This window comes from Streptomyces sp. CA189, assembly GCF_056428985.1.
Window position 1 is genome coordinate 23,970 of record NZ_JBWJVM010000018.1, and the last position, 24,372, is coordinate 48,341.

General features: G+C 74.2%; 23 protein-coding genes and 7 tRNA genes. 12 read left to right on the forward strand and 18 right to left on the reverse strand.

The features are described from left to right. Nucleotides 1-6 precede the first annotated feature (6 nt). A complete protein-coding gene (locus tag AC061S_RS16785; protein WP_478686752.1) occupies nucleotides 7-630 on the forward strand; it encodes a histidine phosphatase family protein in 624 nt (207 codons plus the stop codon). A gap of 17 nt (nucleotides 631-647) precedes the next feature. Here the strand turns inward: AC061S_RS16785 and AC061S_RS16790 are convergent, their stop codons facing one another. Beyond that, nucleotides 648-1,868: a hypothetical protein gene (locus AC061S_RS16790; RefSeq protein ID WP_478686753.1), complete on the reverse strand. Its 1,221-nt coding sequence runs from the start codon at nucleotides 1,866-1,868 to the stop codon at nucleotides 648-650. Next, on the reverse strand, nucleotides 1,868-2,446 hold the full coding sequence (locus AC061S_RS16795) for a DUF4365 domain-containing protein (protein WP_478686754.1): 579 nt from the start codon (nucleotides 2,444-2,446) through the stop codon (nucleotides 1,868-1,870). The genes AC061S_RS16790 and AC061S_RS16795 overlap by 1 nt, the downstream gene beginning before the upstream one ends. A 245-nt stretch (nucleotides 2,447-2,691) precedes the next feature. Here AC061S_RS16795 and AC061S_RS16800 point away from each other — a divergent pair, with 245 nt between their 5' ends. Next, a complete protein-coding gene (locus AC061S_RS16800) occupies nucleotides 2,692-3,417 on the forward strand; it encodes a 3'-5' exonuclease (protein WP_243334222.1) in 726 nt (241 codons plus the stop codon). Nucleotides 3,418-3,488: 71 nt separating this feature from the next. Here the strand turns inward: AC061S_RS16800 and AC061S_RS16805 are convergent. Both AC061S_RS16805 and AC061S_RS16810 read right to left on the reverse strand, forming a co-directional pair. Next, a tRNA-Val gene (locus AC061S_RS16805) sits at nucleotides 3,489-3,560 on the reverse strand. Nucleotides 3,561-3,598: 38 nt separating this feature from the next. Next, the gene (locus tag AC061S_RS16810) at nucleotides 3,599-4,123 is read right to left on the reverse strand and encodes an SRPBCC family protein (RefSeq protein WP_478686755.1); all 525 of its coding nucleotides are present in this window, start codon (nucleotides 4,121-4,123) and stop codon (nucleotides 3,599-3,601) included. Nucleotides 4,124-4,237: 114 nt separating this feature from the next. Here AC061S_RS16810 and AC061S_RS16815 point away from each other — a divergent pair, with 114 nt between their 5' ends. Beyond that, entirely contained in the window at nucleotides 4,238-6,607 is a 2,370-nt protein-coding gene (locus AC061S_RS16815) for an SCO7613 C-terminal domain-containing membrane protein (protein ID WP_478686756.1), read from the forward strand. A gap of 85 nt (nucleotides 6,608-6,692) precedes the next feature. Here the strand turns inward: AC061S_RS16815 and AC061S_RS16820 are convergent. Beyond that, nucleotides 6,693-6,764: transfer RNA gene (locus AC061S_RS16820), tRNA-Val, on the reverse strand. Between the two features lie 69 nt (nucleotides 6,765-6,833). Further along, nucleotides 6,834-7,307, reverse strand: coding sequence for a TIGR02611 family protein (locus tag AC061S_RS16825; RefSeq protein ID WP_478686757.1), 474 nt, complete (start codon nucleotides 7,305-7,307; stop codon nucleotides 6,834-6,836). A 177-nt stretch (nucleotides 7,308-7,484) separates the two neighbouring features. Here AC061S_RS16825 and AC061S_RS16830 point away from each other — a divergent pair, with 177 nt between their 5' ends. After that, nucleotides 7,485-7,898: an SsgA family sporulation/cell division regulator gene (locus AC061S_RS16830; RefSeq protein ID WP_030011909.1), complete on the forward strand. Its 414-nt coding sequence runs from the start codon at nucleotides 7,485-7,487 to the stop codon at nucleotides 7,896-7,898. Nucleotides 7,899-8,128: 230 nt separating this feature from the next. Continuing rightward, complete coding sequence (locus AC061S_RS16835) at nucleotides 8,129-8,755, forward strand: CGNR zinc finger domain-containing protein (RefSeq protein ID WP_478686758.1); 627 nt, start codon at nucleotides 8,129-8,131, stop codon at nucleotides 8,753-8,755. On the opposite strand, the gene AC061S_RS16840 is transcribed toward AC061S_RS16835, so the two are convergent. Then, entirely contained in the window at nucleotides 8,696-8,869 is a 174-nt protein-coding gene (locus tag AC061S_RS16840; RefSeq protein ID WP_478686759.1) for a hypothetical protein, read from the reverse strand. The genes AC061S_RS16835 and AC061S_RS16840 overlap by 60 nt on opposite strands. A 135-nt stretch (nucleotides 8,870-9,004) precedes the next feature. Beyond that, nucleotides 9,005-9,460: a hypothetical protein gene (locus tag AC061S_RS16845; protein WP_478686760.1), complete on the reverse strand. Its 456-nt coding sequence runs from the start codon at nucleotides 9,458-9,460 to the stop codon at nucleotides 9,005-9,007. A 200-nt stretch (nucleotides 9,461-9,660) separates the two neighbouring features. Here AC061S_RS16845 and AC061S_RS16850 point away from each other — a divergent pair, with 200 nt between their 5' ends. Beyond that, the gene (locus AC061S_RS16850; protein ID WP_478686761.1) at nucleotides 9,661-10,161 is read left to right on the forward strand and encodes a DsbA family protein; all 501 of its coding nucleotides are present in this window, start codon (nucleotides 9,661-9,663) and stop codon (nucleotides 10,159-10,161) included. A gap of 269 nt (nucleotides 10,162-10,430) precedes the next feature. Here AC061S_RS16850 and AC061S_RS16855 read toward each other — a convergent pair whose 3' ends face one another. From AC061S_RS16855 to AC061S_RS16865, 3 genes are read right to left on the reverse strand one after another with little or no spacing between them, the layout of a single operon-like run. Next, nucleotides 10,431-11,255 (reverse strand): GNAT family N-acetyltransferase, encoded by an 825-nt coding sequence (locus tag AC061S_RS16855; protein WP_478686762.1) that lies wholly within the window; start codon nucleotides 11,253-11,255, stop codon nucleotides 10,431-10,433. A gap of 55 nt (nucleotides 11,256-11,310) precedes the next feature. Next, entirely contained in the window at nucleotides 11,311-12,138 is an 828-nt protein-coding gene (locus tag AC061S_RS16860) for an aminotransferase class IV (RefSeq protein ID WP_478686763.1), read from the reverse strand. Continuing rightward, nucleotides 12,135-13,247, reverse strand: coding sequence for a chorismate-binding protein (locus AC061S_RS16865; RefSeq protein WP_478686764.1), 1,113 nt, complete (start codon nucleotides 13,245-13,247; stop codon nucleotides 12,135-12,137). Before AC061S_RS16865 ends, AC061S_RS16860 begins: the two co-directional genes overlap by 4 nt. Nucleotides 13,248-13,427: 180 nt before the next feature. Between AC061S_RS16865 and AC061S_RS16870 the strand changes: the two genes are divergently transcribed. The 5 genes from AC061S_RS16870 to AC061S_RS16890 all read left to right on the forward strand — a co-directional run bounded on the left by AC061S_RS16870 (nucleotide 13,428) and on the right by AC061S_RS16890 (nucleotide 13,912). Further along, a tRNA-Gly gene (locus AC061S_RS16870) sits at nucleotides 13,428-13,500 on the forward strand. 45 nt (nucleotides 13,501-13,545) lie between these two features. Beyond that, nucleotides 13,546-13,619 (forward strand) — tRNA-Cys (locus AC061S_RS16875). 1 nt (nucleotide 13,620) lies between these two features. Beyond that, a tRNA-Val gene (locus tag AC061S_RS16880) sits at nucleotides 13,621-13,692 on the forward strand. A gap of 19 nt (nucleotides 13,693-13,711) precedes the next feature. Further along, a tRNA-Val gene (locus AC061S_RS16885) sits at nucleotides 13,712-13,783 on the forward strand. Nucleotides 13,784-13,837: 54 nt separating this feature from the next. Then, nucleotides 13,838-13,912, forward strand: a tRNA-Val gene (locus AC061S_RS16890). Nucleotides 13,913-13,973: 61 nt separating this feature from the next. Here the strand turns inward: AC061S_RS16890 and AC061S_RS16895 are convergent. From AC061S_RS16895 to AC061S_RS16910, 4 genes are all read right to left on the reverse strand, one after another. Beyond that, nucleotides 13,974-14,288, reverse strand: coding sequence for a TFIIB-type zinc ribbon-containing protein (locus tag AC061S_RS16895; protein WP_478686765.1), 315 nt, complete (start codon nucleotides 14,286-14,288; stop codon nucleotides 13,974-13,976). Between the two features lie 65 nt (nucleotides 14,289-14,353). After that, the gene (locus AC061S_RS16900; protein ID WP_478686766.1) at nucleotides 14,354-15,556 is read right to left on the reverse strand and encodes a phosphotransferase family protein; all 1,203 of its coding nucleotides are present in this window, start codon (nucleotides 15,554-15,556) and stop codon (nucleotides 14,354-14,356) included. Beyond that, nucleotides 15,553-15,798, reverse strand: a complete 246-nt coding sequence (locus AC061S_RS16905; protein WP_478686767.1) for a hypothetical protein — start codon at nucleotides 15,796-15,798, stop codon at nucleotides 15,553-15,555. The genes AC061S_RS16900 and AC061S_RS16905 overlap by 4 nt, the downstream gene beginning before the upstream one ends. Before the next feature lie 446 nt (nucleotides 15,799-16,244). Continuing rightward, a complete protein-coding gene (locus AC061S_RS16910; protein WP_215034445.1) occupies nucleotides 16,245-16,430 on the reverse strand; it encodes a hypothetical protein in 186 nt (61 codons plus the stop codon). A 546-nt stretch (nucleotides 16,431-16,976) separates the two neighbouring features. On the opposite strand from AC061S_RS16910, the gene AC061S_RS16915 reads away from it, so the two are divergent. Next, nucleotides 16,977-18,221, forward strand: coding sequence for a serine/threonine-protein kinase (locus AC061S_RS16915; protein WP_478686768.1), 1,245 nt, complete (start codon nucleotides 16,977-16,979; stop codon nucleotides 18,219-18,221). Between the two features lie 86 nt (nucleotides 18,222-18,307). On the opposite strand, the gene AC061S_RS16920 is transcribed toward AC061S_RS16915, so the two are convergent. The 3 genes from AC061S_RS16920 to cobT form a co-directional block, all read right to left on the reverse strand. After that, nucleotides 18,308-19,120 carry a TrmH family RNA methyltransferase gene (locus AC061S_RS16920; protein WP_266910292.1) on the reverse strand — a complete coding sequence of 271 codons (813 nt, stop codon included), beginning with the start codon at nucleotides 19,118-19,120 and terminating at the stop codon, nucleotides 18,308-18,310. Between the two features lie 67 nt (nucleotides 19,121-19,187). Further along, nucleotides 19,188-20,408, reverse strand: a complete 1,221-nt coding sequence (gene cobA, locus AC061S_RS16925; RefSeq protein WP_478686769.1) for a uroporphyrinogen-III C-methyltransferase — start codon at nucleotides 20,406-20,408, stop codon at nucleotides 19,188-19,190. Nucleotides 20,409-20,913: 505 nt separating this feature from the next. Next, nucleotides 20,914-24,177 (reverse strand): nicotinate-nucleotide--dimethylbenzimidazole phosphoribosyltransferase, encoded by a 3,264-nt coding sequence (cobT, locus tag AC061S_RS16930; RefSeq protein WP_478686770.1) that lies wholly within the window; start codon nucleotides 24,175-24,177, stop codon nucleotides 20,914-20,916. Between the last annotated feature and the right edge of the window lie 195 nt (nucleotides 24,178-24,372).

Below are 24,372 nucleotides of genomic sequence, written 5' to 3' on the forward strand. Positions count from 1 at the left end.
TGTGTGATGACCGGCACGGCTACCCGTTACCTCTATCTGGTGCGGCACGGCGAGGCGGCGTCGGAGGAGAGCGGGCTGACGGAAGGCGGCCGCCGGCAGGCCGCGCTGCTCGGCCGGCGCCTGCGCGGCGTCCCCCTCACGGCCGTGCACCACGGCCCGCTGCCCCGGGCGGAGCAGACCGCACGCCTGATCGGCGACCAGCTGGAGAACGTCCCCCTGCACGTCTCGGACGTCGCCGGTGACTACGTTCCCTACGTGCCGGCGCGAGAAGAGCTTCCGGCGGACTCCGCGGACCTCTTCCTCCGCTTCCTCGCCGGGGCCGGCGAGGAGGAGCGGGAGCGGGGACCCGCGCTGGCCCGGCGGGCCCTGGACCTGTTCACCGGGCCGGTGGACGGCGCAGAGGACCGGCACGAACTGGTCGTCACCCACAACTTCCTGGTCGCCTGGCTCGTCCGGGACGCCATGGACGCGCCGCAGTGGCGCTGGCTCGGCCTCAACCACGCCAACGCCGCTCTCACGGTCATCCGGTACGCGCCCGGCCGGCCCGCCTCCGTCCTCGTCTCGAACGACCTGCGGCACCTGCCCCCCGAGCTGTGCTGGACCGGCTTTCCCCCCGAGCTGCACGTCTAGTGCTGTGACCGGCTTCCCTAGTCGTCCGACGGCAGCACGTCCCCGGCGTCGAGGGACTCGTCCAGCGACTTCATCAGCCGGTCCCGCTCGACCTCGTCCATCGGGACGGGCCGCACATCGGCGGCGTCCGTCAGCCGGCGGAATCCGCCCCGCCGCTGCAGGCGCCCGCTGACCCGGATCGGCAGTCCGACCAGGTGCGCGTGGCCGGCCACCCGGTACGACTCCTCGTCGAGCACCACCCGGACGTACGGGATCTCCGCCCCGGCGAGGATCCGCAGCCGGACCGTGCCGCCGCCGCCCGGGGCCGACCTCCGCATCCGGACCACCGCGCCCGCCACCCGGACCGGTACCGCCGGTTCGTCCCGCGTGTACCGCGCGGCCGCCTCCCGGAGCACCGGGAGGTCGCCGGGCGAGAACTCCACCGGCTCCGGCCGGGCCGCGCACCCCGCCGGGACCCCCGCCGCCGGGGCCCACGCGAGGGCCACCCGGGCCCCCTCCGAGCCGTGGATCAGCGAGATGAGCGCTTCCGCGAGCTCCCGGCTGACCCCGGCCTCGACCGCGGCGTCGAAGGCCTCCATGCCGCCGGTGGCCCGCCAGTAGTCCACGGCCTCGCGGGCGGCGTGCAGCGCGTGGTGCAGCCGGGTCACGGTGCCCCGGCCCCCGTCGACGGGGACGTACGCGGTCAGCCGCCGGCCGCCCGGAGCCGGCCCGACCAGGACCCCGTCCAGCGCCCGCTCCGCCTGGCCCCGGTGCCGGGCTCCGTAGTACCCGGCCCGTGCCCGGTCGGCCAGCGCCCCGGCGAGGAGCAGCTGGCGCGCGGCCGAGCGCAGCTGCTCCTGGACGGTCCAGTCGGCCTCGCCCTGGAGCCCGTACGCCCCCCGCGGGATCTCCCGCTCCCAGCGGATCTCGTCGCTCGGCACGCTGAGCCCGTACAGCACCTCGCGCGCCGACGGCAGCGCGCTGCGCGAGAGCGCGGTGAGCGCCTCTTCGAGCAGGTCGGCGCAGTCGGGGAAGGCCCGGCTCTCGGGGACGAGGAGGCTGGTGCCGCCGCTGCCCGTGGCGTACGGGGCGGGCGGCGTCCAGCGCCCGTACCGTCCGGCGGCGCCGCCGCGGCGCAGCCAGCCGTGCCGGTGCAGCAGTGCGCCGAGCACGAGCGGGTCGACCTGCGCGGGATCGGGGGCGCCCGCCGCGAACTCCGGTGGGGAGAGCGGCTCCAGGTGCGGTGACTGCCAGTTCATCAAGGTGTCCCTCCCGACCCGACCCGGGTCATGATCTCGCAGAGCGCCCGGTCGTCGAAGATCCGCGTGGTCGGGATCCGTACGGTGGTCCGGCGCCGGCCGGTCACGGGGTGTCCGGCGAGATTGGTCCAGTAGCAGCAGTGCCGCAGGTCGAGCCGGTCGTGTCCGGCGCTCAGCCATTGGTCGCGTTCCCGCGGGACGAGCATCACGACGAGGATCTTGTGCACGGCGACCGGCGTGCGGGCCAGCTTCACCAGGTGCTCGTTGTCGAGGGTGAAGCCGAAGGTGGGCCCGGCCGGTCTGGGCGGTATCTGGTAGGTCGCCTTGAGCTGGACCTTGATGGTGACCTCGTCGTCGACGACGTGCTCGGGGGCACCGTGGCTGACGTGCCAGTCGATGCCGTTGTCGGGAAAGGGCTGGGACAGCGAGCAGCCGGCCGCGGCGACGACGGCGTGCAGGTATCCCACCTGGAGGGTCTCCATGCAGGCGGTGGTGGCGAGCGTGCCGCGCAGCGGTCCGCTCCGCGGATCGATCTGCCCCGCGAGCACCCCGCCCGGTTCGGGCTGCGCGAGCGCCATGGCCGGCTCCCCATGCCTTCCGGGCTGTCCCGTTTCAAGCAGCCGCGTCAGGTCCCTGTCAGGATGTCGGGGTTGACGACCGGTCATGTGTGCGGTCCCCCAGTTGAGTTGTCTCCGCAGTCGGCGTCCCGCAAACGGCGTACGGGGCAAAGAGCCCGGGTATCACCGTTTCGGGCAAGGGTGGCGGGGCCTGGGGCGCGGTGCCCGGGAGGGGCCATCTGCCGACGGGTGACGAGGAGTTCGCCATGACACGCTGGTACGAGGGCCCGCTGGCCGCATTCGACACGGAGACGACCGGGGTGGACGTGGAACGGGACCGGATCGTGTCCGCCGCGCTCATCGTGCAGGAGTGCGCGGGCGGCCGGATCCGCTCGACGCGCTGGCTGGTCAATCCCGGCATCCCGGTACCGCCGGGGGCCACGGAAGTGCACGGTCTGACCGATGATCACCTCCAGCGCAACGGCCGGTGGCCCGCGCCGGTGGTGGAGGAGATAGCCCGCGCGCTCGGGGAGCAGCAGGTGGCGGGCCGGCCGGTGGTGGTGATGAACGCGCCGTTCGATCTGACGCTGCTGGACCGGGAGTTGCGCCGGCACCGGGCGTCCTCGCTGGCCCGGTACCTGGACAACCGGCCGCTGACGGTGCTGGATCCGCGGGTGCTGGACAAGCATCTGGACCGCTACCGCAAGGGGCGCCGGACGCTGACGGATCTGTGCGCGCACTACGGGATAGAGCTGGAGGGTGCCCATGACGCGGGCGCGGACGCGCTGGCTTCCCTGGAGCTGGTACGGGCCGTGGGGCGCCGCTTCGCGGGCCGGCTGGAGCGGCTGTCGCCGGCGGAGCTGCACACCCTCCAGCAGGTGTGGCACGCGGCGCAGGCGCGGGGACTTCAGGCGTGGTTCGCGCGGCAGGGCACGCCGGAGTCGGTGGATCCGCACTGGCCGCTGCGGCCGGAGCTGCCCGCGGCGGCGTGAGGGGCCCGGACGGCAAGGGTCCCGTACATGCGGAAGGCCGGTCCGTCAGCAGACGGACCGGCCTGTCCCGGTGGGCGATACTGGGATCGAACCAGTGACCCCTTCGGTGTGAACGAAGTGCTCTCCCGCTGAGCTAATCGCCCGGGAACGGAGTGAACAATACAGAAGGCTCGGGGCTGGTTCAAACCGCTTCCCACCGGGCCGCCAGATGTGCGGCGAGCCCGCGCCGTCCGGCCCGCATCATCAGGGTGTGGTTGAGCCGGAACACCGGCCGCCCGGGGAACGCGAGCAGCCGCATGAGGGGGCGGCGGACCTCGACCTCCTGCTCGTACAGGGCCCGCGTACCGCCGGGCCGCGGGCGCACGGTCCAGCGCGCCCAGCCCTCCAGGTCGCCGAGCAGGGCGACCTCCAGAATGCCGCGCACGGGGTCCCGCAGGAGTTCGGCCGCGCTCACGCGCAGGGTGTACGGGAGGGCGGAGCGGATGAAGGCGGTGCCGCTGCTCCCGTCGCCGGCCGGGGCGACGGCGCGTATCTGGGGCCACCACAGGGGGTAGGACTCGGGGCGCTCCAGGGCGGCGTAGACCCGGGCGGGCGCGGCGTCGAGGTCCCACACGCTGCGGAAGCGGTAACGGGTCCACCGGCCGCCGGGGTTGGCGGGGGCGGCACGGGTCCCGCAAGACGTGCCGCTGCGGCTGCTTCGGTCCATGCCCCCAGTCTTGCGCGCGGCGGGGGCGCACGCCGGGTACTCAGCCGGAACTCACCCGGAGATGAGTACGCGCACCCATGTCCTGACGGGGTGACGGGCACCACACTCCGAACCATGGACAACCCCCTGCCACCGGCCGAGGAGCTCGTGCTCATCGACCGCGAACTGATCCAACTCGACGCCCGGCGCCACTTCCTGCTGAGCCGGCGCGCCTGGCTGCTGGGCGCTCAGGCCCCCCTCGCGTGGGGCGCTCCGGCCCGGCCGGCCGTGCCCGCGCAGGGGAAGGAGGCCTCGGCTCCCGGTGCGCAGAACGTGCTGTTGATCCTGGGCGCGGTCCTGCTGGCCGTCGCGGCGCTGGCGTTCACGCTGGTCAGCTGGGGCTCCCTGGGGATCGCCGGGCGCAGCGCGGTGCTCGCCGTGGTGACGGCGGCGGCGCTGGGCGCCCCGGTGGCGCTGCTGCACCGGGGGCTGCGCTCGACCGCCGAGGCGGTGGCCGCCGTCGGCCTGCTGCTGACGGTGCTGGACGCGTACGCGCTGTACGCCGTCGGCATGCCGGGGGTGGACGGCACGGCGTACGCGGCCACCGCGGCCGCGGTGCTGGCGGCGGTGTGGGCCGCGTACGGCCGGCTGCCGGCCGCGCGGGCGCTGCGGGCCCCCATGCCCGCGGCCCTGCTGACGGCGCAGCTCCCGTTGCCGCTGGCGGCGCTGACGGGCGGGGCGACCGGGCCGGAGCTGGGCTGGGCGCTGCTGGCGACGGCGGGCCTGGACGCGGGGCTCGCGCTGCTCCGGCCGGGGCGCTGGTCCTCCTGGGCGGGGGCGGCGGGCTCGGTGGTGGGCGGGGCGGCGCTGCTGACGGGTCTGGCGGAGTCGGTGACGGCGGAGTCGGCGGGCGCGGCGGTGGGCTCGTCGGCGCTGCTGGCGGCGTTCTCGGTCCTGGCGGTGGCGGTGGCGTGGCGCACCTCCCGGATGCCGGCGGCGTTCGCCGCGGTCGGCGCCCTCGCGGCGGTGGCGGCGCTCGGCGGTCTGGCCGCGCCGGAGCTGCGCCCGCCCTGGGGCGCGGTGGGGTACCTGGTGGTGGCCCTGCCCCTGCTGGGGGCGGTACGGATCTCCGGGCTTCCGGAGCCGGTCCGGCGCGGCCTCGCCCTGGCCGGTGCGGGGGTGGCCGCCCTGGAGGCGGTGACCGCCGTGGCCTGGGTGGCGACGGTGCTGGTGGGCCGGCTGCGGGTGCTGGAGGAGGTGTGGTCGGCGACCACGCCCGCCGCGGCGCCCGCGAACGGTCCGGGGCTCGCTCCGCTGGTGGCGCTGCTGCTGACGGCCGGTGCCGCGTGGTGGCTGGTCCGAGTGCTCCCCGGGCGCCCGGAGCCGGGGGTGGCGGCGGTGGTCCTGGGCTGGGCGGCGCTGTTCACGGCCCCCGTGATGCTAGACGCGGCCCCCGGCGCGGTCTTCGCGGCCCAGCTCGCGGTGACGCTGGCTGCGGGGGCGCTCGCCCTGCGGTCCGGGGCGGCGGCCGGCGGCGGCGCCGTGAGCACCGGGTTCGCCGCGGGCGCCTGCGCGCTGGCGGGGGCCCTGAGCGTGTCCGTGGCGGCCCTGGACGGCCGGCTGGCCACCTTCGGGGTGCTCGGCCTGCTGGGGGCCGCCTGCGCGGCGGGAGCGGCGTACCGGCCCGCTCCGGCGTGGGCCCGCGCGGGAGCGGTGGCCCTCGCCGTCGGGTACGCGGCGCTGCTCGCGGTGGCGCTGGGCGCGCTGCTGGAGCGGCCGGTGGCCTGGTGGGCGCCGCCGGTGCTGGCGGTCCCGGCGGCGGTGGCGGCGCTCGGGCCGCGGCTGGGCACCGTGCGGGTCCCGGCGGAGGCCGCGGCGGCCGCCTCCGGCCTCCTCGCGGTGGCCCTGGCCACCGGGGACGCTCCGGTGCTCGCGCTGGTCCTGGCCCTGGCCGGGGTGGTGTGCGCGGCGGCGGCGGTGCGGCCCGAGCGCCGGTCCGCGGCGGGCTGGCCGGCCGGGGTGCTGTTCCTCGCGGCGACCTGGGTGCGGCTCGCGGCTTCGGAGGTGACGGTGCCCGAGGCGTACACCCTGCCGGTGACGGCGGCGGCGCTGGCCGTGGGATTCCTGCGGCGGCGCCGTGATCCGCTGGCCGGGTCCTGGACGGCGTACGGGCCGGGTCTGGCGGCGACCATGCTGCCGAGCACCCTCGCGGTGTGGGGCGACCCGCACTGGCTGCGGCCGCTGCTGCTGGGGACGGCCGCGCTCGCGGTGACCCTGGCCGGTGCCCGCGGCCGGCTCCGGGCGCCGCTGCTGCTGGGCGGGGCGACGCTGACGGCGGTGGCGCTGCACGAGCTGACCCCGTACGTGGTCCAGGTCGTGGACGCGCTGCCGCGCTGGCTGCCGCCGGCCCTGGCGGGGGTGCTGCTGCTGGTCGTGGGGGCCACCTACGAGAAGCGGCTGCGCGACGCCCGCCGGCTGCGGGAGGCCATCGGCCGGCTGCGGTAGGCCGGGCGGGTCCGGGACCGGGGCCGGACGGGTGAAAACGCCAGAGGCCCGGAGACTGTGAAAGTCTCCGGGCCTCTGGTCCGGGTGGGCGATACTGGGTTCGAACCAGTGACCCCTTCGGTGTGAACGAAGTGCTCTCCCACTGAGCTAATCGCCCGGACGCACCGCAAACATTACCGCATGTCAGCGGTGCTCTCCGCCATGGCCGGACGATGGCCGGACGGGCTCATCCCACCTCGCGCTTCCAGGGCAGCACGAGCCCGTACTTCCAGAGGTAGAAGCCGATCAGGACGCCGGCGATCACGAGCCCGACGCTGGTCAGGATGATGTTGCGGCGGCGGACCTTCGGGTCCAGGGCCTTCTGGGCGGCCTCGCTGACCTTGCGCCTGGTCCAGCGCAGGACGAGGTGGGCCCAGGCGAATTCGGTCGCCCAGATCGCCAGGCCCGCGAAGATCGCCACCCAGCCCGGTCCGGGCAGGACCAGCATGGCGATGCCGGCGCCGATGACGGCGAGGCCGACGACGAAGACGCCGACCTGCCAGCTCAGGTGCAGGCCCCGGCGGGCCTTGATGAAGGCCGGCGCCTTGGAGACGTGCGGCGCCTCCTCGGCGGCGGCGGACCCCGCTGCGGATCCGGCTGCGGATTCGTCTGCCGATTCGTCTGCGGACTCATTGGTCTCGCGGTCACTCCCCGTGTTCATGGGGTCGAATCTACCGGAGGTCCCAGCACACGGGAATGACGGTTTGGATCCGCCGTCCGGGGGACCCAGAGGTCCGCAAAACGGTCAGAGGGGTTTACAACGGCACCGTAGGTGGCATGTCGATTTCGCCGACGTGCGAATCCCCGAGCGCACACTGAGCGAAAGGCCCTGGCGCTTATGAACACCACGGTCAGCTGCGAGCTGCACCTGCGCCTCGTTGTGTCGAGCGAGTCCTCACTGCCTGTTCCCGCGGGCCTGCGGTATGACACGGCCGATCCCTACGCCGTGCACGCCACCTTCCACACCGGCGCCGAGGAGACGGTCGAATGGGTATTCGCCCGCGACCTCCTCGCCGAGGGTCTTCACCGGCCCACCGGTACCGGCGACGTCCGTGTCTGGCCGTCCCGCAGTCACGGTCAGGGAGTCGTCTGCATCGCCCTGAGCTCACCGGAGGGAGAAGCGCTGCTCGAAGCACCCGCCCGAGCACTGGAGTCGTTCCTCAAGCGGACGGACGCCGCGGTTCCACCCGGAACCGAACACCGGCACTTCGACCTCGACAAGGAGCTCTCCCACATCCTGGCCGAATCCTGAGCCAGGCCTACAGAGGGAACCCTCCCCCGGCCGAGGCCGGGGGCCGCACGACACCGTCCGACTCGGGGCGACGGTGCACGGCGGACAACCACATACGGAAGTGCCGGCGCTGTTCACGCGGAAGCCACCCGCGTGGACGGCGCCGGTGCGCTTTGGGGTGACCCGCTAGAGTCGGCCACCAGCGGCGGCAGCAGACCGTCACCGCAGGCCCGGCCCTTCAGGGAGACCCCGTGCAGATCCCCCACGACACCCGTCGCGCCCTCGACGTCGTCGTCGCGCTGGTGAACACCTCGGCCGAGACGGAGCAGCCCGACGGGCTGACGGACGTCAACGCCCTGCGCGGCTTCGTCCACGACTACTCGATCAGCGACGTCGGCGAGCTCAGCGCCCGCGACCTCGCCGGCGTGCGGGCGGTGCGCGGAAAGTTCGCCCAGGTCTTCGCCGCACCCAACTCGCGCGCGGCCTCCGTGCTGATCAACGAGCTGGTCGCGACGGCCGGCACCACCCCCCAGCTGACCAACCACGACGGCTACGACTGGCACGTGCACTACTTCGCCCCGGGCGCCTCGGTGGGCGACCACCTGGCGGCCGACGGCGGCATGGCGCTGGCCTTCATCGTGGTCTCGGGCGAGCAGGAGCGGCTGCGCCGCTGCGAGGCTCCGGACTGCCGGCGGGCCTTCGTCGACCTCTCCCGCAACCGCTCCCGGCGCTACTGCGACAGCCGTACCTGCGGGAACCGGCTGCACGTGGCGGCGTACCGGGCCCGGCGCAAATCGGAGCTGGGGACGGAGCCGGGCTCAGAGCAGGAAGAGATCGTGCAGGGCGGCGAGCAGCAGCAGCCCACCGATCACGCCTAGGAAGATCATCAGGGGCGGCTGGGAGAGCGCGAAGAGGCAGCCTTTCGGCTCCTCGGCGACGGGGACGGTGGCCGGCGCGGGAACCGCCGGCTCACCCGATGATGTGTCGAGCATGTCGGGGCGATGATGGCCCAGCGGGCCCGCGCGCGCCGCTCAACACGCCAGACGGAGCGCACGAGTTCACCGGATCCCGTCAGATCAGGTGGTTCCCGGCCGGGATCGCCGCGCCGACCGGCACGGCGCCCGGGATCATATGCCGTGCTTCTTCAGGATCGCCTCGATGTCGGAGAAGTCTTCGGCGGGGGCGGCCGCCGGGGTCGGCCGCGGGCGGGCACCGTCGCCCAGCGAAGGGGCGGAGGCGGCCGGGGCGACGGCTTCCTGGGCCGGGCGCCCCTTGGCGGCCTTCTGCCGCTTCTGCTTCTCCTCCCCCGTGCTCTCGCCCGCGCCCTGTCCGCGCCGCTCTATCGCGCGGGTGGTCATGAAGAGCAGCCAGGCCAGTCCCAGCACGGCGAACCCGGCCCAGACGGTCGGTTTGAAGACGATCCCGGTCAGCCACTGCACGACACCCGTCATCACCAGGCCCACGGGCACCAGCGAGTAGGCGGCGATCCGCGTGGCCGCGAGGAATCGCTTGCGGTAGGCGGTCAGCGCGGCGATGCCCAGGCCCGCCGCGGACACCGCGGAGCAGATGGTCTCGGCGAGCATGCGGGGCCTCCAGGGGCGGTTCGGTCGGTCGGACCCGGCCGGCGGGCCGGGCGTTCTGTCCCCATCCATCCTGCACCGGCGACCCTCGCCCTGGCCACGGCCGGAGCGCCCCGCGGGCGGATCTCCGGGACATCTCCGGGTCATGTCTCCTCCCGAGGTCCCGGTCCGTGCTCCTCCCCGCGGACTGGGAGACTGTGCGTATGACCGATTCCGTGATCCTCGACGTCTGGTGCGAACTTCAGTGCCCGGACTGCCACAGCGCCCTGGACGACGTGCGCGCCCTGCGGGCCCGCTACGGCGACCGGCTGGACATCCGGCTGCGCCACTTCCCGCTGGAGAAGCACAAGCACGCCTTCGCCGCCGCGCAGGCCGCGGAGGAGGCCGCCGAGCAGGGGCAGGGCTGGCCCTACGTGGAGGCCGTCCTGGCCCGCACCGCGGAACTCGGCAAGGCCGGCGAGTCGGTGCTCGTCGAGGTGGCGCGTGAACTGGGCCTGGACGCCGAGGAGTTCGACACCGCCCTCATCGACGGCCGGCACATCCTGATCGTGGACGCCGACCAGGCCGAGGGCAAGGCGATCGGCGTGACCGGCACCCCGACCTACGTGATCGACGGAGAGCGCCTCGACGGCGGCAAGAGCCAGGAGGGCCTGCGCGAGCGCATCGAGGGGATCGTCGACCGCCTGCTCGCCGCGGACGCCTGAGAGGCGTTCCGTAATTCCGCTACGATGGCCAAGTCCCGCAAGGGATAGGGCGACAAGACGCCCTGTGGGAGTCAACCGCATCGTGTCTGTCCCCGGCTTGCCGGTACAGATCACGCGGCAGCACAACGTCTGATCTGTGCCTCTGCCCCCCGAACGCCGGACCAGCGCCCTGAGCGACCCCGGATGAGCCGCCCCCGGGCGACCACGCCGGACAGCCCAGGAACCGCCCCGGCTGCAATCCGTCATCCTCACGAGATGCGGACCAAGTCTTAGATCAGGTCCTTGGCGTAGTTGAAGTTCGTCGGCCGGTAGCCGAGGGACTCGTAGAGCCGCAGGGCCGGGGTGTTGTCGGTGAAGACGTGCAGCGCGAGCACCTGGTGGCTGCCGGCGAGCGCCGTGCGTTCCGCGAGGAGCATCAGGTCCCGGCCGTAGCCGCGGCCACGGTGCTCCTCGGCCACCTCCACGTCGAAGACGTACGACTCCTCCCCGCTCGGCGCGACCCAGACGGTGCCGACGGGTACGCCGGCCGCCTCCAGGACGCCGAAGCTGACGCCCTCGGTGGCCAGGCCACGGGGCAGCAGGGACTCGTGGTCGGCCACCGACTTCGCGTGTGCGGCCGCCGTCGGCATGCCGCGGCCGATCCAGCTCCGCGCGTAGCTCTCCCGCGCCCCGGCGAGCCAGGTCTCGAACTCGGCCTCCGTCATCGGGCGGCCCGTGACCCTCTCGGAGAGGGCGGGCGGCTCAGCCGGTAGTTCCTTGGCCATGTTGCGGCTGTACTCGGCGTACCCGAGGGCGGCGGCGAGGCGCAGGCCGCCTGCCGAGCCGGCCGGCACCGAGACGCGGACCCGCCGGCAGCCCCAGCCGCGCAGTACTTCCTCGGCGGCGAGCGCGGCGACCGTGGCGCGCCCGCGTCGGCGGTCGGGCTCGTCCACGGCGAGTTCGCGGATCTCGGCGACCGTCGGCCCGAAGGGCGTGTCGGTCGCGAGCAGCACGGCGCCGACGCGCCTGCTGTTGACGCGGATCTCGTACGGGCGCGAGCGCGCCCCGCCGGTGCTCTGCTGAAGCGGCCCGCTCGGCCGCAGGGTGGTGGTCATCAATCGAGTTCTACCCGCCCTGCGGCCCGATGGACAGCGGTTGTGCCCGTCCCGGTCAGGAGCGGGGGTCGGCGTCCTCGGCGGAGCGCTCGTCGAAGATCCGCATGGCCTCGGCGGTGACGGGCCCGGGGGCGGAGCCCAGCTCGCGCCCGTCGATCCGTACGACGGCCTGGACGTCGCGCAGGGAGGAGGTCAGGAAGACCTCTTCCGCCTGGTCCAGCGCTTCGAAGGGCAGGTCGGTCTCCTTGGCCCCGCACCAGTCGGCGACCAGGGCCCGGGTGATGCCGGCGAGGCAGCCCGAGGACACGGGCGGGGTGTGCAGCTGCCCGTCGAGGACGACGAACACGTTGGACCCGGTGCCCTCGCAGAGCCGGCCGACGGTGTTGGCGAAGAGTGCCTCGGAGGCGCCGGCCCGGTGGGCGGCTGCGAGCGCGACCACGTTCTCGGCGTACGAGGTGGTCTTCAGGCCCGCCACGGCGGAGCGTTCGTTCCGCACCCACGGAACCGTGACCACGGCGGTGGTGTCGGGGCGGCGGGCGGCCCCGGCGAGGGCGACGATCAGCGTCGGGCCGGCCTCGCCGCGGTCGGAGCCGAGCGGGGAGACGCCTCCGGTGTAGGTGACGCGCAGCCGGCCGAGCGGCAGCGGGTTGGCCTCCAGCACGGCGGCGCAGGCGCGGCGCACCTCGTCCGGGTCGGGGTCCGGCAGGCCGAGGCCGCGGGCCGAGCGGGTCAGCCGCTCCAGGTGCCGGGTGAGCGCGAAGGTCGTCCCGCGCTCCGCCTTGAGCGTCTCGAAGACCCCGTCGCCGACGGTGAGGCCGTGGTCGAACACGGACACCTTCGCTTCGTCGGCATCCCGCAGTGCTCCGTCGAGCCAGATCCTCACCGTACGGTCCTCCCGCTTTCGTCCGTCTGCGCCCCGACCGCCCCGGACTCGCCGGTCGCGCCGATCACGTTCGCTTCGATCGCTCCCGACGCTACCCGCAGCAGCCGGGCGGCCTTCAGCTCGGTCTCCGCCCATTCGCGGTCGGGGTCGGAGCCCCAGGTGATCCCGGCGCCGGTGCCGAAGAGCAGCCGGGGGCCGCCGGGGGCCGTCCGGTCGATCCAGAAGGTCCGGATGCCGACCGCGAGCTCGGCCGTGCCCCGGTCGGCGTCGACCCAGCCGACGCCTCCGCAGTAGGGGCCGCGCGGGGCGGTCTCCAGGGCCTCGATGATCCGCAGGGCCGAGGATTTGGGGGCTCCGGTGACGGAGCCGGGCGGGAAGGTGGCGGCGAACAGCTCAGGCCAGCCGGCGCCGTCGGCGAGTTCCCCGGCGACGGTGGAGACGAGGTGGACCAGGCCCGGGTGCTCTTCGAGCGCGCACAGTTCGGGGACGGTCACGGAGCCGGTCGCGCAGACCCGGCCGAGGTCGTTGCGTACGAGGTCGACGATCATCACGTTCTCGGCGTGGTCCTTGGGCAGCAGATCGGCCGCGGTGCGGCCGGTGCCCTTGATCGGACCGGACTCGACGCGGCGGCCGGTGCGGCGCAGGTAGAGCTCGGGGGACGCGGTGGCGATCTCGACGCCGTGGGCCGGCAGCCGAATCGTTCCTGCATACGGAGCCGGGTTGCCGCGCGCGAGCAGCGCCGTCAGGGCGTCCACATCGGCGCCCGCCGGATCGGGAAGCCGCGCGGACATCACGCGGCAGAGGTTGGCCTGGTAGACCTCCCCCGCCTCGATGTGCTCGCGGATGCGGCGTACGCCCGCGGTGTACGCGGCGCGGCCGAGGGAGGAGGTCCACGCGTCGGCGTCGGGGCCGCGCCAGGCGCCGGGGACGGGGGCGGGCACGGGGTCGGGGCGTATGTCCCCGAAGCGCGCGCAGACGAGACGGCCTTCGAAATCGGCCGTCACCGCCCAGAAGCCGGTGGAGTCCAGGGCGGCGGGATCACTGGTGACATCTCGGAGATCGGTCGCGAGAAGGCCGCCGAAGCGGGCGAGGGGAGGCAGGTCGTGCACGGCTGCGAGTCTATGACCGGTGACGCCCGGGCGCCGGTGAGGCGTCCGCGGGGTGACCGGCGGTGATCGGGCGGCAGCACGCTGCGGAAACGCGTTTTTGAGCTGGCCCGGGAATCCGCTAGAGTTCAACACGTCGCCAGGGAGCGAAGGGGCAAAACCCCGGAGCGAACACGGTGACCTGCGGACGTAGCTCAGTTGGTAGAGCACCACCTTGCCAAGGTGGATGTCGCGAGTTCGAGTCTCGTCGTCCGCTCTAAGGTGGGGGATCATCTTCCCGAGGACCCCCTGCTTGCTCCATGGTGGAGTGGCCGAGAGGCGAGGCAACGGCCTGCAAAGCCGTCTACACGGGTTCAAATCCCGTCTCCACCTCCAAGGACGATTAGCTCAGCGGGAGAGCGCTTCCCTGACACGGAAGAGGTCACTGGTTCAATCCCAGTATCGTCCACTGGTCCGCAAGGATCCCCGCGCGATTAGCTCAGCGGGAGAGCGCTTCCCTGACACGGAAGAGGTCACTGGTTCAATCCCAGTATCGCGCACGCAGTATGCTTCGAATCTGCCACCTGCGGTGTTCGCACCGTGAACGTGGTCCCGCGCGATTAGCTCAGCGGGAGAGCGCTTCCCTGACACGGAAGAGGTCACTGGTTCAATCCCAGTATCGCGCACCAGCATCCGAAAGCCCCGGCCGTTCCCACGGCCGGGGCTTTCGCGTGTGCGGTCCGCCGTGTCTCAGGAGGAGAAGAGCATCCGGCCGAGGCCGCCCTTGCGGTGGCCGTGACCGTGGCCGTAGCCGCCGTGCTGCGGGGCGCCCCAGGCGGGCGCGGGGGCGGCGTGCTGCTGCGGGTACGCGGCGGGGGCCGGAGCCGGCGGGGCGGCCTGGGGCGGGACCTGGCCGTACTGGGAGGTGTACTGGGACTCCAGGCGGGTCAGCGCCTCCAGCTCGCCGTAGTCGAGGAAGATGCCGCGGCAGCCGCTGCACTGCTCTATCTGGACACCGTTGCGGTTGTACGTGTGCATCATCGCGTGACACTTCGGACACTGCATGACCGGATCAACTCCTCGCGGTTCGCGTCGACACCGGATGCGTACCCGGTGGCGTGAGGCTCACCCTACGACGGAGCGTTCGGCTCCAAGTCGGGCGGGAGGAAGGCGATTCGTGCACAGGCGTCCACCATCAGCCGCTCCACGTCGTCGAGTCGGCGCCGCTCGCGGGCAGCCTTGGCGAGGGCCAGCGCGGCCGTCTGCACGGTGAGCGCGCGGGCGGCCAGGTCGAGTTCCGGCCAGGGGTCACTGCCGGGCGCACCGGCCGCGGGGCCGCCGGCGGCGCGGTAGGCGTCGAGGAAGCGCAGCCAGGTCCCGGTGTCCAGCAGCCCGGCGGCGTACCAGGCCGCGGGCCGGGCGAGGTCCCAGGCGGGCGTGCCGACTCCCAGGTCGTCGACGTCGATCAGCCGCCAGCCCCCGGCCGGGCTCCGCACCAACTGCCCGAGGTGCAGGTCGCCGTGGCACAGCGCCCCGCCGGACGGCGGCGGCCCCTCCCCCCGGGCCCACCCGGGGAGCGTGGCCGCGGCGGCCCGTACGAGCCGTGCCATCCGCGCGGCGTCGGGGTCGGGGCCGGTGCCGGGATCGGTGCCGGTGCCGGGCTGCGCAGCGATCGGCCCCCCGGCGGGGACGGGCAGACCGGCCCGGCCGACAGCCCCGGTAGGCCCGGCGGGGATGCTGACCGCGGGCCTGGTGTGGAAGGTGGCACCGGCCGGGGCCGGACTGCCCCCGGAGCCGCGGCCTGCGGGGTGTTCCCCGGCCGGGCCTCCACGCGGCGCGCTCCTCGCCTCGCCGGCTGCCGCGCCCACCCGCGCGGGGCGTCCCGGCGCGGCGTACCCGGCCGGGGCCGTGAGCGGGTGAGCCGCGTCGAGGCGGTGCAGGGCGCGGGCGAGTTTCGCCGGGCCGCGCATCAGCGGGACCGGGCCCGGGAGGCGGTGCAGCGGGGTCCGGTGGAGGGCGGCCAGGAGCTCGGCCACAGGCTCCCAGGGGGCCTCCTCCGGGCGGTCCGGGGCGACCGGAGCCCCGTAGGGCCACAGTGAGACCGGCCGCTGCCCGACCCGGCCGAGGCCGGGGCCCAGCGGCGGCAGCAGCACACCGGCCAGCGCCGGGTCCCCGGCGATCCGGACGCGTACCGCCAGGGCGTCGGGGTCGCTGTCGCCCGCATGCGCCTTGGCCACGATCTCCCCGCAGCGGACGACCGTGCCGTCGTCGCGGTCCGCGAGCAGTACGTACCGGGTCGCGCCGGCGTACGCCGCGAGCGCGGCCGCGCTCACCCGCTCCAGCGGAACCACGCCCCTGCGCCGTCGACGTGGAGCGGCAGATCTGCCGCGGGCAGCCCGGACGGCGAGCGGCGGGCCGGCGCCCCGGAGCAGGACGCGGCCCGCTCGAACCCCGAGTCCGGTACGAAGCGGCCGTGCAGCCGCGGGAGAACGGCCGGCTCCACGGTGACCGCGCCCAGCGGGACACCCTGCCGCACGCGCGTCCGGACGCCGCCCTCCGGGCCCGACCGCGCCATGACCACTCCCCGCACCCCGTGCACCCCCGGCGGGTGCTCCTCGGAACGAGGGTACGCAGCGTGGGGAACACTTCGGGCGTGTCCCGGATCGGGGCGGACCGCGCGGCGTGCGGCGTGCGGGTGTGCGGCTCCACCCCACAGGCAGACCGCCCGCGCCCGCCCACCGGTCCCGCCCCCAGGCGGCACTGGCGGCACCACCGCCCCGGCACCGCCGGACGGAGTCCGGCGCAGCGGCCCGAAGCCCTCGAAGCGCGCCAGCGCTTCGAGGTGCGAGGGACGCGTCAAAAGGGGTCCGCACGGGCATGAAAAAGGGTGCTGCGCGTCCGGCTCCCCAGCCGTACGCGCAGCACCCTTCACCTGCCGTCCGTCGACCGCTCCCCCGTCCCCACGGGGTTCGGCCGGTGACAGTCCCGGCCCAGGCCGCTCTCCTGGGCCCGGGGCGCCGCTCAGCGCCCCAGCATCACGCTTACGGACGACGCCTGTGCCGCCACCTGGTCGAAGCCTCCGAAGAGGAAGAGCAGGAGGGCGGCCAGGGGGAGCACCATGGCCGCGGCCACCAGTGGGTGGCGACGACCGGACTCATGGCTGTTGAACGCGAATGCCTTGCGTCCCTGCCGTGCGATGTCCGCCATGGTCCTCTCCCTGTCGTTTGGCAGCGGCGGGTTTATGACCTCGGGGGACGAGTGCTCCACCCGCCGCTTGTCTTCAACACTAGGTGCGGGAAAGGCTCCTGGCCTCATGCCTTCGTACCCATTGCCTGGCCTCCAGGAGGATGAGGAGTCCACCTCCCGTGTACTCCCCTGGGTGGAGATCGGCCTCCCGGTCTGAGGGTCTTCCCGGAGGGGATGACCGGAGCGTGGTGACTTCGCTCACTTCCGTCACTCACCGCACACGTCACCCCGCCGACCAGGCACTCCCAAGATCAACCGGACGAGCCCGGCCGCCCCGGCGGCCACCGCTCCCCCGCCACCCCGCCCCGGACCCCAATTCCCGTGCTCCCGGCCCTGCTTGACCGAACCACCCCGTTCCGCACATGCGTCCTACCGGTGGTCCGGTGATTCCCCAAGTGGACTGCCCCGTACTGACAATCGAATCCCCCGGCGAGGGCGCGGCCTCTGAGCGCGCATGCCGGATGGTCCGTAAGCTGTGCCACGTCAACAGGACGACCGGTCAGCGGGGTGGACATGGCGATGATGCGGCTCCGGCGCGAGGACCCGCGTGTCGTCGGCTCGTTCAGGCTGCACCGGCGCCTCGGCGCCGGCGGCATGGGCGTCGTCTACCTGGGCTCCGACCGGCGCGGACAGCGCGTCGCGCTCAAGGTGATCCGGCCGGACCTGGCCGAGGACCAGGAGTTCCGCTCGCGTTTCGCACGCGAGGTCTCCGCCGCCCGGCGGATCCGCGGCGGGTGCACCGCGCGCCTGGTCGCCGCGGACCTGGAGGCGGAGCGCCCCTGGTTCGCCACGCAGTACGTGCCCGGCCCCTCCCTGCACGACAAGGTGGCCGAGGAAGGCCCCCTGACGGCCGCGGCGATCGCCGCCATCGGCGCCGCGCTCTCCGAGGGCCTGGTCGCCGTCCACGAGGCCGGGGTGGTCCACCGCGACCTGAAGCCCTCGAACATCCTGCTGTCGCCCAAGGGCCCGCGCATCATCGACTTCGGGATCGCCTGGGCCACCGGCGCCAGCACCCTCACCCACGTGGGAACGGCCGTCGGCTCCCCCGGCTTCCTGGCGCCCGAGCAAGTGCGCGGAGCCGCCGTCACGCCCGCCACCGACGTCTTCTCGCTGGGCGCCACCCTCGCCTACGCGGCCACCGCCGACTCGCCCTTCGGGCACGGCAGTTCCGAGGTCATGCTGTACCGGGTGGTGCACGAGGAGCCGCACCTCCAGGGTGTTCCGGACGCGCTCGCGCCCCTCGTACGGGCCTGCCTGGCGAAGGATCCCGACGAGCGGCCGAGCACACTCCAGCTCTCGATGCGGCTCAAGGAGATCGCGGCCCGCGAGGCGCACGGGATGGGCGACAGCCGCCCGCCGGCGCAGCGGGCCCGGACCGAGCGGCCGACGGGGCGTCTGCCCGAGGAGTATGTCGAGGGGTACGCCGAGCAGCGCACGGAGCGCCGTACCGCCGGCACTCCCGTTCCGGGACGTCCGGGTACGGGAACCGGTGCGGGCCAGGGGAAGGTGCAGGCCAAGGGGCAGGGGCCGCGCGGCGGGCCGGACTCGCGCCCCTCCTCGGCCCGGGGCACCGGCTCGCGGGGTCCCGGCTCCACCGCCGGGCGTACGGGCGGCCGCCCGGCTCCCCGTACGACGGGCACGGGGCGGCGGCCGTCACGGCCGGACCCCAAACTGATGCGCCAGCGCCTGATCGTCTTCGTCGTGGTGACGCTGCTCGTGGCGCTGGGCATCGCGCTGGCCCAGAAGCTCTAGCGCAGAAGCTCTGGCGCGGAAGCCCTGGCCCGAAAGCTCCGGCCCGCACGTCCCACTCGCCCAGAGCCTCCGGGCCCGCCACAGGCCTACGGGCGGCCGCTGGCCACCGCGTAGAAGGCGACGGCCGCGGCCGCGCCCACGTTCAGCGAGTCCACCCCGTGCGCCATGGGGATCCGCACCCATTCGTCGGCCGCGACCAGTGCCTGCGTCGACAGCCCGTCCCCCTCCGCGCCCAGCATCAGCGCGACCCGCTCCAGGTCCTGCGGAGCCGCCACGTCGATCGGCGAGGCCTTCTGGTGCGGGGTGAGGGCGAGCAGCTTGAAGCCCGCCTCGCGGACCGAGTCCAGGCCCTTGGGCCAGGCTTCCAGCCGGGCGTACGGGACGGAGAACACCGCGCCCATGGAGACCTTGACGGAGCGCCGGTACAGCGGGTCCGCGCAGTCGGGCGAGAGCAGTACCGCGTCCATGCCGAGGGCGGCCGCGCTGCGGAAGATGGCGCCGATGTTGGTGTGGTCGTTCACCGCTTCCATGATGACCACGCGCCGGGTGGTGGCGAGCAGTTCCTCGGCCGTGGGAAGCGGCTTGCGCTGCATCGAGGCGAGGGCGCCGCGGTGCACGTGGTAGCCGGTGACGCGCTCGGCGAGCTCCGGGCTGACGGCGTAGACCGGGGCCGGGAGCTCGTCGATGACGTCGCGCATGACGTCGACCCACTTGGCGGAGAGCAGCATCGAGCGCATCTCGTACCCGGCGTCCTTGGCACGTCTGATCACCTTCTCGCCTTCGGCGATGAAGAGACCTTCCGCGGGCTCGCGCCGGCGCCGGAGTTCTACGTCGGTCAGGCCCGTGTAGTCGCGCAGGCGCGGGTCGTCGGGGTCCTCGACGGTGATGAGATCAGCCACAGGGTGATACTGCCTTGTCCTGGGTGCGGTGCCAACGGCTCTGCGGGGTTGCGGAATTGCGGGGGTGTCACTCGGCCGCGGGCCGGTGGACCTTCACCACGTCGCCGATCACGATGACGGCGGGCGGCCTGACCTCCTGGGCCTTGACGGTCTCGCCGACCGTCGCCAGGGTGGCGTCCACCCGGCGCTGAGAGGCGGTGGTGCCCTCCTGGATGACGGCGACGGCGGTGTCCGCGGGGCGGCCGTGGCGGACCAGTGCCTCGGCGATCAGGCCGATCTTGTCGACGCCCATGAGGATGACGAGGGTGCCGGTGAGCTTGGCCAGCGAGGCCCAGTCCACCAGGGAGCGCGGGTCGTCGGGTCCGACATGGCCGCTGACCACCGTGAACTCGTGGGCCACGCCCCGGTGGGTGACCGGAATGCCGGCCGCGCCGGGCACGGAGATGGAACTGGAGATGCCGGGCACGACGGTGCAGGGGATGCCCGCCTCGGCGAGGGCCTGGAGCTCCTCCATGCCGCGGCCGAAGACGTACGGGTCCCCGCCCTTGAGCCGGACCACGGCCTTGCCGGCCTTGGCGTGCGTGATGAGGGCGTCGTTGATGGCCTCCTGGGCCATGAAACGGCCGTACGGGATCTTCGCGGCGTCGATGACCTCGACGTGCGGCGGGAGCTCGTCCAGGAGGTCGCGGGGGCCGAGCCGGTCGGCGATGACCACGTCGGCCTCGGCGAGGAGGCGGCGGCCGCGGACCGTGATCAGGTCCGGGTCTCCGGGCCCCCCGCCGACGAGGGACACGCCGGGGGTGTGCGGGCGGGCGGCCGTCAGGGAGCCGTCCCGCAGCCCCTCGACGACCGCGTCGCGGACGGCGGCGGAGCGGCGGGGGTCGTTGCCGCTCAGTACGGCGACGGTGACGCCCTCCACCCGGCCGGTGGCCGGGGTCCAGGCACTCGCGGCCTCGGCGTCGTCGGCGCGGACGCACCAGATCCGCTCGCGCTCGGCTTCGGCGGAGGCGGCGTCGTTGGCGTCCCGGTCCCGGGTGGCGACGAGGGCGTACCAGGCGCCGGCCAGGTCGCCGTCCTCGTAGCGGCGGCGCTCCCAGCGGATCTCGCCGGTCTCCGCCATGGCGTCCACGGAGGGGGTCGCGGAGGGCGAGATCAGGACGATGTCGGCGCCGGCCGCGATGAGCGCGGGCAGGCGGCGCTGAGCGACCTGGCCACCGCCGATCACGATGACGCGGCGGCCCGTGAGACGGAGTCCGACGGGGTAGGCGGGGTGTGCCGGGTGTCCCATGGCGGTTGCGGCTCCTGATGCGGCGGTGACGGCGGGCCGCTGCGTCGCTGGAGCGGCTGATCGGACGGTGACGTGCGGTGGCCCGTCCGGGGTCCACGATACGACCCACCTGCGCGGTGGTCGCCTCGGGGGCCATTGCCCTGGCCGGGCGGTGACCCGACCCACCCCTGGCTCCGCCCCAGGCCACGGGGCCCGTACGCGGGCTCGGACCCAGGGTCGGCTACGAGGGCGACGCGGTGCGGCCGGGCCCTGCGGGGCTCTCCCCCACCCCGTCCCTTCCCGAAACCGGGGCTCCGCCCCGGACCCCGCTCCTCAAACGCCGGAGGGGCTGGATGAGGGGTTGGATTAGGGGACGGGGACGGGGTGGGGTGTCGTCCGGGACGTAGAACGTGATTTGTTGGCGCGAAAACAAGGCCATCCGGGACGCAGCGCGCACGGGGCGCCATAAATCATGAGTCCCGGACGACACCCCACCCCGTCCCCGGCACCGGCCCCGCAGCCCCCGCTACTTCTCCGTGACACCCGCCGAGTCGAACGTAGCCACCTCGTGCATGGCCCGCGCAGCGCTCTGCACCAGCGGCAGCGCCAGCAGCGCACCCGTGCCCTCGCCGAGGCGGAGGTCCAGGTCGACCAGCGGGCGCAGGCCGAGCTTGTTCAGGGCGGCCACATGGCCCGGCTCCGCGCTGCGGTGTCCCGCGATGCAGGCGGACAGCGACTCCGGAGCGATGGCCCGGGCCACCAGCGCGGCCGCGCCGGCGCTGACGCCGTCCAGGATCACCGGGGTCCTCAGCGAGGCTCCACCGAGGAGGAGGCCCACGATCGCCGCGTGCTCCAGGCCGCCGATGGCGGCCAGGACGCCGATCGGGTCCGCCGGGTCCGGCTGGTGGAGCTCCAGGGCGCGGCGTACGACCTCGACCTTGCGGGCGTGCGTCTCGTCGTTGATGCCCGTACCCCGGCCGGTGACCTCACCCGGGTCCACCCCGGTGAAGACCGAGATCAGCGCCGCCGACACCGTGGTGTTGGCGATGCCCATCTCTCCCGTGAGGAGCGCCTTGTTCCCCGCCGCGACCAGGTCGCGGGCCGTCTCGATGCCCACCTCGATCGCCGCGACGGCCTCCTCGCGGGTCATCGCCGGCCCGACCGACAGGTCGGCCGTGCCCGGGCGGACCTTGCGCGGCAGCAGGCCCGGCGTGGCCGGGAGGTCGCCGGCGACGCCCACGTCGATCACGCAGACCTCGGCGCCCACCTGGTTGGCGAACGCGTTGCACACCGCGCCGCCGCCCAGGAAGTTGGCCACCATCTGCATGGTGACCTCCTGGGGCCAGGGGGTGACGCCCTGGGCGTGCACGCCGTGGTCACCCGCGAAGATCGCCACCGCGGCGGGCTCCGGGATCGGCGGCGGGCAGACCCGCGAGAGGCCGGACAGCTGGGCGGAGATGATTTCGAGCATGCCCAGGGCCCCGGCGGGCTTGGTCATGCGCTTCTGCCGCTCCCACGCCTCGCCGAGCGCCTTCGCGTCGAGCGGGCGGATGCTGGCGACCGTCTCGGAGAGCAGGTCGTGCGGCTCCTCGCCGGGCAGCGCGCGGCGCCCGTACGTCTCCTCGTGCACGACCCACGCCAGCGGCCGGCGCTGGGACCAGCCGGCCTGCGCGAGCTCGGGCTCGTCGGGGAACTCGTCCACGTACCCGACGCACAGGTACGCGACGACCTCCAGGTGCTCCGGGAGCCCGAGCTCGCGGACCATCTCGCGCTCGTCGAAGAAGCTGACCCAGCCGACCCCGAGGCCTTCGGCGCGCGCCGCGAGCCAGAGGTTCTCCACGGCGAGGGCCGAGGAGTACGGGGCCATCTGCGGCTGGGTGTGCCGGCCCAGGGTGTGGCGGCCGCCGCGGGTGGGGTCGGCGGTGACCACGATGTTCACCGGGGTGTCGAGGATGGCCTCGATCTTGAGTTCCTTGAACTGCTTGGCGCGGCCCTTGGGCAGCGACTTCGCGTAGGCCTCGCGCTGGCGCTCGGCGAGCTCGTGCATGGTCCGGCGGGTCTCCGCGGACTTGATGACGACGAAGTCCCAGGGCTGGGAGTGGCCGACGCTCGGCGCGGTGTGGGCCGCTTCCAGGACTCGCAGCAGCACCTCGTGCGGGATGGGGTCCCGGCGGAAGCCCTTGCGGATGTCACGGCGCTCGCGCATGACGCGCAGGACGGCCTCGCGCTCGGCGTCGGCGTACCCGGGGGCCGCCTCGGTGACGGGTGCCTCGGGCTCGGCTTCCGGCTCGGTGCCGGCCTCGGGGGCCTGTCCGGCCTCCAGCGGCACCTCGGCCTGCGCGACGGCGACGGGCTCGGGCTCGGGGACTACCGCGGCGGAGGGCTCGGGCAGCGGCTCCGGCGCCTCGGCCTGAACCACCGTTTCTGCGGGCTGCGGCTCGGGCTGCAGCGCCGCGACCTGCTCGGGCTCCGGCTCGACGGCGGCCGCGGCCTCGACCGCGGCTTCGGGAACCGCGACGGGCTCGGGTGCCGGTACGACGGCGGCCTCGGGCGCCGCGAAGACGACGGGCTCGGCGACGGGCTCCGGCGCGGGCTCCACGAGGACCGGCTCGGCAACGGCCGCGGCGACGGGCACCGGCTCCGCCACGGGCACGGACTCGGGCTCCGCCACGAGGACCGGCTCGGGCTGTGCGAAGGCGGCGTGCGGCGCGACGGGCGCCGCGATCGGCTCGGCGATCGGCTCGGCTACGGGCTCCGCCGCGGTCTCCGCGACGGGTTCCGCCGGGGCTTCCGGAGCCGGCTCCACGGTCCACGGCGTCCCCGCCTGCACCGGGATCTCGACCGGCTGCTGCGCCAGGCCCGGCACGTGCTCGGCCTCGGCCTGCGTGAAGTCCAGGTACTCGGGCCCCGTGGTCGGCGGCCCGGACTGGCGCACCGGGACGGGCGTCGCCGGGGTGCTCAGAGCCGGGGCACTCAGAGCGACAGGCTCGGAGACGGAGACGGCGGAGGGCACGGAGGCGACCGGGACGGGAACGGGCTCGGCCGCCGACAGCGGCGCCGGGGCCTGTACGGGAGCCTGCGCGGGCGGCGGCGTAGCGGCCGGGCCCCGGTCCGCGAGGGACCGTACGACTCCGCCGGTGGCCTCGGGCACGGGCGGGCCCATGTGCAGCGGCCGGCGCACCGGGGCCGCGGCGACGGGGGCCGCCGCGGACTGGGGCTGGGACATGGGCTGCGGGGCCACGAGGCCGCCGAGGTCCAGCACACCGGAATCCCGGCCGCCGGCCTCGTGCACACCGGCGCCGTACGAGGCGTCGGCGAACGAGGCGTCGGCGAAGGACGGCTGCCCGTCGAAGGGCTGCCCGGCGAACGACTGCCCGTCGAAGGACTGCTGCGGGTACCCGGCGGGCTCGTAGCCGAGCGGTGCCTCGGGGACCGGGTACTGGCCCGGGTGGGGCTGCTGGTACTCCGGGGTCCCGGCGAAATCGGCGTAGGGCGCGTCCGCGTACGGGGCATCCGCGTACGGGGCGTCCGCGTACCCGGAGGGCTCGGGGAAATCGGGGAAGGCGGGCACCGGCGGGACGACCTGGGGGTCGCTCCACGCGCCCTGGCTGCTCGGCATCAGCAGCAGTTCCTCGTCCTCCGGCTCGGCCGGGTTGTCCACGAGGTCCTGGAAGGCGTAGCTCCCGGTCGCCGGGGAGGACAGGGGAACCGGGGCGGGGACGCCCTGCTGATCCACCATGCCCGTGCTGTCCGGGAGACCCTCGCCCGGAACCTGGCCGGTGTCAGTCATGCGTACCCCTCGCCCATCGGTGTTGCCTCTTCGACTGCCCGGTCGTCCACGAGGCCTCACGTACGCCCGCACGACAACCAGTAAGTATTGTCCTGCCCGTTCGCCACCGTGTCGGCCATAACCGCCACGGTCCTCTGTGGACTGCGCCACGTCGCGCGTCCAGCCGGGCCGCGTGCCCGCATCGTCCGGGCGGTG